The sequence below is a fragment of the Pseudomonas fluorescens genome, from assembly GCF_902497895.1.
Taxonomy (GTDB): Bacteria; Pseudomonadota; Gammaproteobacteria; order Pseudomonadales; family Pseudomonadaceae; genus Aquipseudomonas; species Aquipseudomonas fluorescens_BP.
Genome location: NZ_CABVHQ010000026.1, coordinates 72,105 through 84,560 on the forward strand (window position 1 = coordinate 72,105; position 12,456 = coordinate 84,560).

8 protein-coding genes, 1 tRNA gene and 2 pseudogenes are annotated in these 12,456 nt (G+C 57.7%); 6 read left to right on the plus strand and 5 right to left on the minus strand.

Translation table 11 applies throughout. The features are described 5' to 3' along the window. The first annotated feature begins 19 nt into the window (after positions 1 to 19). The 5 genes and pseudogenes from pgsA (at position 20) to F8N21_RS15045 (ending at position 4,491) form a co-directional block, all read left to right on the plus strand. Complete coding sequence (gene pgsA, locus F8N21_RS15020) at positions 20 to 580, plus strand: CDP-diacylglycerol--glycerol-3-phosphate 3-phosphatidyltransferase (protein ID WP_150642886.1); 561 nt, start codon at positions 20 to 22, stop codon at positions 578 to 580. A gap of 67 nt (positions 581 to 647) precedes the next feature. Continuing rightward, positions 648 to 723 (plus strand) — tRNA-Gly (locus tag F8N21_RS15025). 233 nt (positions 724 to 956) lie between these two features. Then, a pseudogene (locus F8N21_RS15030) lies at positions 957 to 2,191 on the plus strand (tyrosine-type recombinase/integrase); the annotation flags it as partial. A 493-nt stretch (positions 2,192 to 2,684) separates the two neighbouring features. Next, positions 2,685 to 2,915: pseudogene (locus F8N21_RS15040) on the plus strand (diguanylate cyclase); the annotation flags it as partial. A 535-nt stretch (positions 2,916 to 3,450) separates the two neighbouring features. Further along, positions 3,451 to 4,491: a sterol desaturase family protein gene (locus tag F8N21_RS15045; RefSeq protein WP_150642887.1), complete on the plus strand. Its 1,041-nt coding sequence runs from the start codon at positions 3,451 to 3,453 to the stop codon at positions 4,489 to 4,491. Positions 4,492 to 4,941: 450 nt separating this feature from the next. Here the strand turns inward: F8N21_RS15045 and F8N21_RS15050 are convergent, their stop codons facing one another. From F8N21_RS15050 to F8N21_RS30900, 5 genes are all read right to left on the minus strand, one after another. Further along, on the minus strand, positions 4,942 to 5,304 hold the full coding sequence (locus tag F8N21_RS15050) for a copper-binding protein (protein ID WP_150642888.1): 363 nt from the start codon (positions 5,302 to 5,304) through the stop codon (positions 4,942 to 4,944). Further along, entirely contained in the window at positions 5,301 to 8,459 is a 3,159-nt protein-coding gene (locus F8N21_RS15055) for an efflux RND transporter permease subunit (protein ID WP_150642889.1), read from the minus strand. Before F8N21_RS15055 ends, F8N21_RS15050 begins: the two co-directional genes overlap by 4 nt. Next, positions 8,456 to 9,940, minus strand: a complete 1,485-nt coding sequence (locus F8N21_RS15060; RefSeq protein WP_150642890.1) for an efflux RND transporter periplasmic adaptor subunit — start codon at positions 9,938 to 9,940, stop codon at positions 8,456 to 8,458. The genes F8N21_RS15055 and F8N21_RS15060 overlap by 4 nt, the downstream gene beginning before the upstream one ends. Next, positions 9,937 to 11,193, minus strand: a complete 1,257-nt coding sequence (locus F8N21_RS15065; protein WP_150642891.1) for a TolC family protein — start codon at positions 11,191 to 11,193, stop codon at positions 9,937 to 9,939. Before F8N21_RS15065 ends, F8N21_RS15060 begins: the two co-directional genes overlap by 4 nt. Before the next feature lie 101 nt (positions 11,194 to 11,294). Continuing rightward, a complete protein-coding gene (locus F8N21_RS30900; protein ID WP_150642892.1) occupies positions 11,295 to 11,654 on the minus strand; it encodes a hypothetical protein in 360 nt (119 codons plus the stop codon). A 281-nt stretch (positions 11,655 to 11,935) separates the two neighbouring features. On the opposite strand from F8N21_RS30900, the gene F8N21_RS15075 reads away from it, so the two are divergent. Further along, on the plus strand, positions 11,936 to 12,456 hold a 521-nt coding region (locus F8N21_RS15075), incomplete at its 3' end, for a potassium transporter TrkG (protein ID WP_318184175.1).

The following is a 12,456-nucleotide window of genomic DNA, read 5'->3' on the forward strand; positions in this document are numbered from 1 at the left end:
CTCGTAGCCAGTTGTGCCGATGAATATCCCTAATCTGATCACCGTATTACGCGTCCTGCTTATTCCGATCTTCATTCTGTTGTTTTACCTGCCCTACCACTGGAGCTACATGGCGGCCAGTTCAGTCTTTGCGTTCGCTGCTGCCACCGACTGGCTGGACGGTTACCTGGCTCGCCGGCTGGAACAAAGCACACCGTTCGGGGCCTTCCTCGACCCGGTGGCCGACAAGCTGATGGTGGCAGTGGCCTTGGTGCTGCTGGTGCAAGAACACGCCAATCTGTGGCTCACATTACCGGCAGCCGTAATCATCGGCCGCGAAATCGTGGTCTCCGCCTTGCGCGAGTGGATGGCGGAAATCGGCGCCCGCGCCCATGTCGCGGTCTCGAACATGGGCAAATGGAAAACCGCCGCGCAAATGCTGGCGCTGGTTATCCTGCTGGCCAACCCCTCGGACTTCAGTTTCTGGGTCTTGGTGGGCTACGCGCTGCTGCTGATCGCGGCGGGGCTGACACTGTGGTCGATGCTGCAATATTTGCGCGCCGCCTGGCCGCACTTGAAGACTGACACGGAAAAGAAATAAAACTTTTTTGAATCAAGGGGTTGACTGGGCATCTGGAATCTATAGAATGGCGCTCAGTTACCAAGATGCGGGAATAGCTCAGTTGGTAGAGCACGACCTTGCCAAGGTCGGGGTCGCGAGTTCGAGTCTCGTTTCCCGCTCCAATTATTTTTCTACAGGCTTCCATTGAAGTCTGTAGAGACTGAAAAAAGAGGCTGATGCCTCTTTTTTTGTTCCTGTAAGTTCCACTCGAAACCACTACCAGCCACGATTTTTTAGTACATTTTTTAGTACATTAATCCGGCAAATCCGGCACTTGGCCGATCGCTTTTTTGTGGTGCTCGCCTCACTGGAAACCGTACAAATCTCCTCCATCCATTGAGACGGAGATTGAACGATGGCCCTCACCGATACCGCGGTCCGACACGCCAAACCCAGAGCTAAGGCTTACACCCTCCCTGACTACGACGGCCTCGCTCTTTTCGTTAATACGAAAGGTGCCAAGAGCTGGCACTTCCGCTTTTCCTGGGCGGATAAGCAACCCCGTATCTCTCTGGCACCTATCCTGAAATTGGTTTGCGGGATGCACGCGCTCTGCGCGATGTTGCCAGGGCGTTGATCGCCAGGGGAGTCGATCCGCCCACCCACCGGCGACAAGAGCGTAATGCCTCACGCCTGGCCACGGAAAACACCTTCGAAGCGCTCTTTAGGCGCTGGCGCGATTTCAAGGCGTTGAGTTTGAAGGTTGGACGTCAGAGCACGCTTTCCCAGATCAATCGAATCTTTGGCAAGGATGTGTTGTCTTGGTTGGGCCCGCTTTCGGTGTTTGAGATCGCTCGTAGGGATCTGCTGGAGGTGGTGCGCAAGATTGAACGTCGTGGTGCGCTCACGACGGCAGAAAAGTGTCGAACCTGGTTCAATCAACTTTTCCGGTACGCCATCGTGGAGGTGGGCCTAGAGGTCAATCCGGCGGCAGACCTCGATATTGTGGCAATGCCACAGCCTCCTGTTACGCACAACCCGTTCCTGCGGATGGAAGAGCTGCCTGCGTTTTTGAACAAGCTGCGTCACTCCGGTGGCGACACCAATACGCAACGGGGGTTGCGGCTGTTGCTGCTGACGGGGGTGCGCACCGGTGAGTTGCGCTCGGCTGTGTCCGAGCAATTCGACTTAAAGCGTGGCCTCTGGATTATTCCGCCCATTATCGTCAAACAGTTGCAACCGCGCGTAAGGACAGCAAGGAGGTCTCGTCCTACATTGTGCCATTGTCCCGACAGGCCATGGTGATTGTCCGGCAGCTACTCGCTGCGAAACTTCCGGCTCAACACTACCTCTTGCCACACCGCAGCGATCTGAAAGAGCGCATCAGTGAGAACACCCTCAATGCGGCTCTGCGGCGGATATGCAGACCAACTGACGGGGCATGGTATCCGCCCCACCATCTCAACCGCGCTGAACGTAATCGACTACAAAGCGGAATGGATCGACGCCCAGCTTTCGCATACCGATCCGAACCAGGCCAGGGCGGCCTATAACCATGCTGAGTATGTAGAGCCACGCCGGGAGATGATGCAAGCATGGGCGGATCTCATCGACCAGTGGGAGAGTCAAGAGCACCACCAGGCTGCTGTGGCTTCCGTATTTGTCAGCATGCAGCAGGTTGCCCCACACCTTTGGCTTGGAAGAGGGCACTGCCAGCTCCCCCTGTCATGACAACGGCGCCGACGGCGTTGCCGAGGATGATCTCGTAGGTGATGCCGCGGATGACTATCATTGCTAGGTTCTGTACGAAAAGTCCTCTCGGGTAAGTTACGGCCATGCCTGGTTGGAGGCCCGCTGATAGAGCGTTACGAGCATACCAATGTGATCGCTGATCTGGTTTCTTGCGAACAGAAATCGGGCCGTCCTCACAGTGATGATTGACTCATACTTAATGGCTTCCTCTGGATCCTGTGCTCCGGGGTGGCATGGTGGGACTTGGCTGAACGGCTCGGGCCTTGGTCAACGGAGTAACCAGCGCTTCTATGGCTGACGTGATGACGGCACCTTCAACCACGTCCAGGAACGTTTGCACCTCAAACTCAACCAGGACAACCAGGCCACTTTATCAGCGGATTACTGAAGTCTGCAGGTGTGCACCGATCTCACTAGCGCCTATGCCTTCGCTGAGCAGCTGCGCCTGAAAATCCAGTCGTTGCGGATCAAGGCACGTGGCACCGACAAGGTACTCGACACCATAACCGCGTCCTTTGGTGTCGCCCTCGCCAAAACCGGTGACAACCTGGAGAGCCTCCTGACTCGTGCCGATGACGCGCTCTACCGAGCCAAGCGCAACGGGCGCAATCGAGTGAACTGAAAAATAGCCTATAGCGATTATTTACCTGGATGGACTGGGTTATTTTGCGGCCCTGTCAGGGTGGTTTGTCTATGTAATACCGCGGCTTCGCAAATCGTTGGGTCGTGGTCGGCTTCCTTATGCAGGTGCACGAGTAGGCATTACGCTTGATCGTCGCTATCGACCCAGGCTGTGTGAAACCGTGTTAGAGCGAGTTTGACAGTCAGAACCGCAACGAAAATCGCGTTCCTACACAAATTTCAGGTCTGGCTGAGCAACCAAACGCTGGCAGATTTTACGTAGCAACGCAGACTTCACAACGGTGCATGCGTTTTCACACAGCCTGGACCCAAAGCAGCCAGACCTGACGGACAAAAATGGCCAGGAGCGAACGGTCTGATTATTGACAATAAATCTGTCACCATTCCTCCCACGTTTGATCGTATTTCCACTGCGTCAGCGCAAGCCACACCTTCGGCTGAACACCACGCATAAAAAGGCTTGGCAATTCCTATCTGATTTACAATGCCCTCCCTTTGACGGAGGCCAGCCTTTCGTGGATGTTCTCTCACCTATCTATGACTACCTGACCGAGTTGGTGATCGAGCCCGTCACCGAGCAGTTTTTCGGTATTTTCGATCTGAACGGCCGCCTCGGTGTACTGTTTCTCTTCACGTCCTACAGCATCGCTTACAGCCTGTTCCGATTCAGGAAGCATCGCGGGCTGACCGACGCGCACTCGTTCGGGCAGTTCATCGGCGGCAGCCGGGTTAATTTCCATCGCTCGGCGTTGCTGGATTACCGGTACTACTTCGTGCGGGCCATCCTGAAAGTCGCGCTGGTGCTGCCCATCGTCGGCCTGGTTGACCCCTATATCCTACGCTCCGGGGATTACATCGCCTTTTTCACCAACCTTTGGGGCGCGCGCCCGCAACTGAGTGAGAACCTCTCACTTTCCCTGCTCTACGGGCTGGGGGTGTTTCTTGTGAAAGATTTTACGCATTACTGGGCCCACCGGGCCTTTCATTCCCGATGGCTTTGGGCGTTTCACAAAGTCCATCATTCGGCGCCCGTCCTGGTACCGGTAACTGCGAGCCGGGTTCACTTTGTGGAAAAGATTGTCGAGAAACTGACTTCCGCCGTCTGCCTCAGCGCCTACGCCGGTGTCTTCTGGTACGCCTGTGGCGGGGAGATCAGCCGTTACACCTTGTTCGGCGTGACCTATCTGGTGTTCATCCTCAACGGGTTTGCGGCAAACTTGCGTCATAGCCATGTCTGGCTTTCGTTCGGGCCAGTGTTCGAGCATGTGCTGAACAGCCCGGCCCAGCACCAGATTCACCACAGTGACGCGCCCCGACACTTCAACAAGAACTTCGGTACCAACCTGTCACTCTGGGACTGGATGTTCGGTACGCTTTATGTCACCACCTCGAAGCCCGAGCTCATCCGGTTCGGCACCGGGGAACAGGATCACGACCGTTACCTGACGATCTACAGCCTGATCGTCACTCCCTTCGTAGAAACAGCCCGCAAGATCCTCCTGGCGAAACGCCCGCAGACGGCTCCGCCCGGAGCTTCCGAAACACCCTATTCGTAATGGGTGACTCTGTTACACAGTTCATCGGCGCTGCATGCTGCATCCAGCGCCTGCTGCTGATCCTCTAGCGGGCCTGACTAACCAAACGCCCAGAGATTTTACGTAGCAGCGCAGACTACAAAACGGTGCATGCGTTTTCACACAGCCTGGACCCATTGCAGTCATGCCGATAGCTCTACGCGTTACGCCTTTCGCATTCAGCATCTGCTTCTATCTGGGTTGGGTAGGAGGGCTTCAATCGCCGCTTGTCTTGATTGTCATAGATATCAAAGCCGGCTGGAACTGTAGTGGAGTAGAAGCGAGCCCCATTGCGAACCGATCCGGTTTCGGTGGGGATCGCAGGAACATCTCGGGATCATCTGCGCCTCCTCGTACTAATGCGGCCTATTAGTGGCGGATGGCTGGCCCGATATCAGCTACTGAATGTCGAACCAACCAGCCATGCCATTGTTACTTCAGAGCCTTGATGGAAACGATGGTGGCTGCCATTCCCTCGGCACGAAACTCAAACGCTACATGATCCCCAATCTTCAGGCCCGCCAGCTGCTCTGGCGTTGCGTTGAATCCCATGGTCATAGCGGGCCACTGCACGGCTGGAACGGCGCCATGAGCGATAGTCACCGTGTGTTTTTCGGAATTGATGGCCTTGATTGTGCCCTCGGCTTTAGCCACTGGAGCCTGCTTCGTTTCCTGCTTCATCTGCATGCCTTGCATGGTCATGTCGTCCATTTTCATACCCGGCATATCTTCTGCCTGAGCAGAAAGAGACAGCACAGCTACGGTGCTTGCGAGTGCGATCAGGGTCAGTTTCATACGATTTTTCCTTGAGTTTTGGTGGGTTCAACAGCGATGCGCCGGCGGCGCATCAAGCGGTAAGCTGCCGGAATGACGAACAAGGACAACAAGGGCGCGGTGACCATGCCACCGACCATGGGCGCGGCGATGCGGCTCATCACTTCGCTACCGGTACCGCTACCCAATAAGATCGGTAACAGGCCAGCAATGATGACGGCTACTGTCATGGCCTTGGGTCGAACACGCTGCACGGCTCCTTCGCTAATTGCAGCGATTAGTCCACGCTCAGTACTGTCGCCGGCCTCTACACGTTCGGCCCAGGCGTTTTTTAAGTAGAGCAGCATGATCACGCCGAATTCGGCAGACACGCCGGCCAGGGCGATAAAACCGACGCCGGTGGCCACCGACAGGTTGAATCCCAATAGGTAGAGGAACCACGCCCCACCAGTCAGGGCGAAGGGCAAGGTGGCCATGATCAGCAAAGCCTCGTCGAAGCGGGCGAACGTCAGGTAGAGCAGCACGAAAATGATCAGCAGTGTGGCTGGCACTACCAACTTGAGCCGGGCGTTGGCCCGTTCGAGAAACTCGAACTGTCCCGAGTAACTCAGGCTCATGCCTGGCTGCAGCTTGACCTGCTCACTGACGACCCTGCGCAAGTCGGCAACCACTGAGGCAATATCCCGGCCACGCACGTCGATATACACCCAACCGGAAGGTCGGGCATTTTCGCTCTTGAGCATCGGTGGGCCTTCACTGACCTTGACCTTCGCCACGGTGCCGAGGGTGATTTGGCTCCCTAGCGGGGTGTAGATCGGCAGTTGCTCCAAGGTGCCAAGCGAATCACGCCACTCTCGGGGATAACGTACGTTGATTGGGAAGCGGGCGAGCCCTTCAATGGTCTCCCCGACGTTTTCACCCCCTATAGCGCCGGCCACAATCGACTGCACATCAGCGATATTCAATCCATAGCGGGCAGCAGCCTTACGATCGATATCCACATCGATGTAACGCCCACCGGTTAATCGTTCAGCCAGAGCCGAACTGACCCCAGGCACATTTTTGGCTACGCGCTGGACGGCCTGCGTGGCTGCATCGATCTCCGTCAAATTGGTGCCGGCAATTTTCACTCCGATCGGACTCTTGATCCCGGTGGCGAGCATGTCGATGCGGTTGCGGATCGGTGGTATCCAGATGTTGGTCAGGCCAGGGACGCGTACCACTCGATCCAGCTCTTCCACCAATTTTTCCTGGGTCATACCAGGACGCCACTGTTCGCGTGATTTGAACTGGATAGTGGTCTCGAACATCTCCAGCGGCGCCGGGTCGGTGGCGGTTTCGGCACGGCCCGCTTTACCGAAGACGTGTTCGACTTCGGGAACCGTCTTGATCAGGCGGTCGGTCTGTTGCAGCAGCTGCGCCGCTTTCTGCGCCGACAACCCCGGCAGAGCCGAAGGCATATAGAGCAAATCGCCCTCGTCCAGCGCAGGGAGGAACTCGCCACCCAAGCGAGAGATCGGCCACAACGCGCTGAGGAAGACCAATAACGCGATCAGTAGGGTAACTTTGGGCCGACTCAATACTGTATCCAAGGCCGGCTGATAGATCCTGATCAACCAGCGGTTCAGAGGGTTCTGTTCCTCTTTGGGGATCCGTCCACGAATCCAGTAGCCCATCAGTACCGGCACCAGAGTTACCGACAGTCCGGCCGCCGCCGCCATGGCATAGGTCTTGGTGAAGGCCAATGGACCAAACAGACGACCCTCTTGCGCCTCCAGGGTGAACACTGGAATGAACGACAGGGTGATGATCAGCAGGCAGAAGAACAGCGCTGGTCCCACCTCCGCCGCCGCTTCAGTCATCACATGCCAGTGACGTTCGCCCTTCAACTCTTCGCCTGGATGGGCCGCATACCAGGCCTCGACCTTTTTGTGGGCGTTTTCGATCATTACGACGGCGGCATCCACCATGGCGCCGATGGCAATGGCGATCCCGCCCAGGGACATGATGTTGGCGTTGATCCCTTGGTAGCGCATGACGATGAAGGCAATCAGCACCCCAACCGGTAGGGAGATAATGGCCACCAGGGATGAGCGCAGGTGCCAGAGGAAGATCCCGCAGACCAACGCGACGACGATGAACTCCTCGAGCAGTTTGTGGCTGAGGTTTTCCACGGCGCGGTCGATCAGCTTGCTGCGGTCGTAGGTGGTGACGATTTCCACCCCGGCCGGCAGGCTGCTTTTCAGGTCGTCAAGTTTGGCCTTGACCGCGGCAATGGTTTCGCGAGCGTTCTTGCCGCTGCGCAGAATCACCACGCCGCCGACGGTCTCGCCTTCGCCGTCGAGTTCCGTGATGCCGCGGCGCATCTCCGGCCCCAGCTGGATAGTTGCCACGTCACCGAGGGACACCGGCACCCCACCGGTACCGAGCTTGAGCGGAATCGAACGAAAGTCATTGAGTGTCTTTAGATAACCGGAAGCGCGCACCATAAACTCGGTCTCCGCCATCTCCAGCACAGCGCCACCGGTTTCCTGATTAGCCTTGCCGATAGCCTCGGTCACCTCAGCCTGAGTGATACCGAGGCTAGCCAGCTTGAGTGGATCGAGCTGCACTTGATACTGCTTGACCATGCCGCCCACGGTGGCCACTTCCGCAACGTTCGGCAGGGTCTTGAGTTCGAACTTGAGGAACCAGTCCTGTAAGGCGCGTAGTTGCGCCAGGTCGTGTCCGCCACTGCGGTCCACCAGTGCGTACTGATAGATCCAGCCCACTCCCGTGGCGTCTGGCCCCAAGGACGGTTTGGCGGAAGCCGGCAGGCGGCTTTGGACCTGACTCAAATACTCCAGCACCCGCGAGCGGGCCCAATACAAATCGGTGCCGTCTTCGAACAGCACGTACACGAAGCTGTCGCCGAAAAAGGAGTAACCGCGCACGGTCTTGGCCCCCGGCACCGAGAGCATGGTGGTGGCCAACGGATAGGTCACCTGGTTCTCAACGATCTGCGGCGCTTGTCCCGGATAAGGGGTGCGGATAATCACCTGAACATCGGAAAGGTCTGGCAATGCATCGATGGGAGTGCTCTGAACCGACCAGACGCCCCATACCGTGACGAAGATCGTGGCCAGCAGTACCAGGAAACGGTTGGCGACTGACCAGCGGATCAGGGCGGCGATCATGGCTGGCCCCCTAGTTTTTCCAGGCGTTCAACGCGCAAACCATCATCGGTTTGGCTCACCGCGATCCGAACCTTGTCGCCCGCCTTGAGTCCTTGCATGAGCGCCGGGTCAGCCAACGGGAAGGTCATGGTCATGCCCGGCATGCCCAGCGTCTTGAAGGGACCATGGGCGAGCGTCACGTCTTGGCTATTGATCTCGACAACCTGGCCATCGGCCTCATGCAGGCTGGAGGCTGCTGCGCTGGGTGGTGGAATTTCCAGCGCTCTCGCGACGATGCCCTTGAGACTGGCCTCGGAATCGAGCAGGAACTGTCCAGAGCTGACTACCCGCTGGCCTTCCTCCAACCCCTTCAACACCACCGTATTGCCATCGTTTTCCTGCCCGAGTTGCACCTCTACGGGTCGGTAGCGACCAGCGTCTTCGGCGAGCATCACCAAGACGCGTCGGCCGGTGCGAATGATTGCCTCGCTCGGCACCCACAGCACGCTTTGTTCGGTCGAACGATTCAGGTGCACCTGGGCCGTCATACCCGGCCTGAGTCGCCCATCAGGGTTGGGCAGTTCGACCCGCACACGCACCGTTCGGCTGTCGGGATTGGTTTCGGGCAGAATCGCGCTGACCGTGCCCTTGAGCACTGTTCCCGGAAAGGCTGGCAGACGTGCTTCGACCGCTTGCCCCATGATGATCGATCCAGTCTCCGACTCTGGAACGGCCACGGCCAGCCACACGCTACTCAAACCATTGACTCGAGCCAGCGTTTGGCCGGCCGCCACGGTCATACCCGAACGTACATCCAACGCTTGCAGTACACCGCTAATGGGGCTGGTAAGCGTCAGGACCGGCTGGGTCTTGCCGCTTCGCTCCACTTGAGCGATCAGCGTCGCTGGCATCCCGGTCAAGCGCAAGCGTTGGCGTGCTGCCGCCAGCAAGTCGGCATCGCCACTGCGTTTAAGTGCGAGAAACTCTTCCTGAGCAGCGGCCCACTCCGGGACCAGGATATCGGCCAGAGCTGCATTGGCTTTGAGCATATCGCCTGGAGCACGGGCATACACCCGCTCCACAAAGCCGGCAGTACGCGATTGAATCACCGCGACATCCCGCTCGTTGAATGCCAGCACACCGACCACGTCCAGACTGGAAGCAAGTACGCCGCGAGTGACGGTGGCCAGACGCAAGCCGAGATTCTGGGTCAGGCTTGGGTCGATACTGATGGCCGCACTTTCCGCCGCAGCATCAGCGTATCGGGGCACCAACTCCATGTCCATGAAGGGTGATTTGCCTGGTTTATCGAACTTCTGCTGCGGGGACATCGGGTCGTACCAATACAGTACTTTGCGTTCGTCTTGCGTTTCAGGGGTCTGTTCGGCGGGGGGCTCAGGCATTGCACTCATTCGCTGCTGAGCAAACCAGTAACCGCCGGCAGCGCCCAGGGCAATCGAGAGGCCTGTCAGCAAAGCCCCTTTCCAGATTCGAGCGCTCATTGATTGCCGTCCCCATAAGCAAAATGCAGGCGAGCACTGGTGAGGGCTCGCTGTTCTTCGAAATCGATCTGTTTGAGGCGGGTCTCGATGAGTTCACGTCGGGCAGCAATGACTGTCGCCAAGTCGCTTTTACCGGCGCGGTAGCTGGCCATGGTCAACCCTACCTTTTCCTTGGCCAGGGGTAACAGGCTGTCCTGACTACGGCGCACGGCACGGTTCAGGCGCTCATACTCGGCCAGATCGTCCTCCAGTTGCTGAGCGTGCTCACGTGCAAGCGCTTCGCGCTCGGCCTCCAACTGATTCAGTTCGGCATGTTTGGCGGCGATCTTCGGGTTTTGTCGGGATTCGGGGAACAGCGGCAGGTCGAACGTGAACTGTACACTGACCATGTCGCCGAACTGACGTCCGCGACGCTGGTAGTCAAGCTCCCAGCTCCAGTCGGACTGCTTTTCCGCCTTGGCTTCACGGACCTTGGCTTCTGCTTCACGGGTCATCGGTACGAATGCTGCCAGTGCGGGGTGATGTTGCAGCTTATGGGGATAACCCGAGGCGTCGATGGGCCACTCGGGCAAACTACCGACCGGCTGGTCATTGGCGGCCGGACCTATCCAGCGTCTGAGAGCGGCTCTGGCTTGTGCCCGCAAGCGGATCAGATCGTCCTGTTGTTCCGCCAACTGGGCCGCCTCCTGTTTCGGCGTTACTGCATCGGCAGGTTGAGCACGACCACCGGCGATCTGCGCCCGGACGGTATCGGCCAACAGACGGTTCTCCCGGTAAAAATTCTGAAACAGCGCCTCTTTACTCTCGACGGAGTAGCTGCTGATCCAGGCCAATGCCGTGGCCTGACGAACGTTGAGACGCTCCACACGGCTTTCGGCCGCGGCGCGATCTACGGATGCCTCGGCAACTTCGATTCGCGCCCGACGCTTGTCACGGTTGGGCACCTCCTGCATGACGCCGACCATCTGCATAGTCATGAAGTCCTGCTCGAGGCGCCAGCGGTCAGGGCCACCGATGGGATAGTTTTGTACGCCCAGCAGGAGCTTCGGGTCGGGTAGTTCTCCGGCTGGAATGGCGGCGCTGCTGGCCGCTTGCAGTTTGGCCGCTTGGGCGGTCAGCGATGGTGCATTGTTTTCAGCAAGGCGCAAGGCTTCGTCGAGTGTCAGCGGCGCAGCAAGGCTCGGCAATGCCAGCACGCTTGCCGCCAGGGCAGCCACGAGGGGCCAACCGGTGCAGTAGCACTTGGAATTCATGTTCACGATTCCTGTGATGATCCACTGCGCGCCTCTTCAAACTTGCGCGCAGATATGCCATCCCGCGTCAGAGCGGGATGAGACTCAGTGTGGTACAGGAATCAAGCGCGAGGCGGTCGCCACACCCCGGACGGGGCCTGAGTAGGCAGGGAGTCGCTGAAGATTGTTAACATCTGCGGACTGGACAAACGGGTGGCAGGTTTCCCAAACGACACTTGTGGCAGACTGGCGCTCCTGCATTCCTGGCCAGGTTTGCAGGGTTTGCAGGGTTTGCAGGGTTTGCCGTGATCGGCGGAGCTGCTCATGTCACCGCAGCAGTCCTGGTTCATATCGTCCATCATGGTCATGCCCGTCGTTTGCATCGGGCAAGGTTCTGTCGGTGACTGAACGCCCGCCGTCCCGCTCAGGGGAAGCGCCAGGCTGATCAGGAAAATGAGGCAGCACCGCAGATAGCGTTTCATGCGAGGGAGTCTAGTCGCTGGTAACGGGCTATACAATTACGAATCTGTCAGGAAGAGCCAGCCAGATAGCGCCTGCAGTTCAACATGAATGCCCTCTCCTAGAAACAAGGACCCGCTAAACCGCGGACATGGTCAGTCACGACGCTTTGGTTAAGCATTCGCGCAGATGGCTAAAGACAATCAGATGGACTCAGTTCCACCGATGAATTTTACGCAAATTTTACGGGCAGCCATATTGAGTCAATTGATACTGTGCGGCGCTCATCAGCCAGGCGTCTTTTATGTCCATTGCAGTACTGCGGCTTATCGGATTTATCCTGGGTATTTTTTTGATCACGTTGGCCGTGAGCATGGTGATTCCCATGTTTACACTGATGGTTTATGACCGCAGTGATGATCTGTCGGCGTTTCTCTGGTCGAGCCTGATCACCTTCGTCTGTGGGCTGGCGCTGATTGTTCGCGGGCGTCCAGAGGTTGCCCAACTTCGTCCACGAGATATGTACCTGTTGACCACGGCCAGTTGGGTTGTCGTCTGCGCCTTTGCGGCTTTGCCGATGGTGCTCATCCATCACATCAGCTACACCGATGCGTTTTTTGAAACGATGTCCGGCATCACCACCACCGGCTCGACGATTTTGACGGGGCTGGATACCGCGTCTCCAGGATTACTGATTTGGCGCTCGATGCTGCACTGGCTCGGGGGAATTGGTTTTATCGGCATGGCCGTGGCAATTTTGCCTTTGTTGCGAGTCGGCGGCATGCGTTTGTTTCAGACAGAATCTTCAGACTGGTCAGAGAAAGT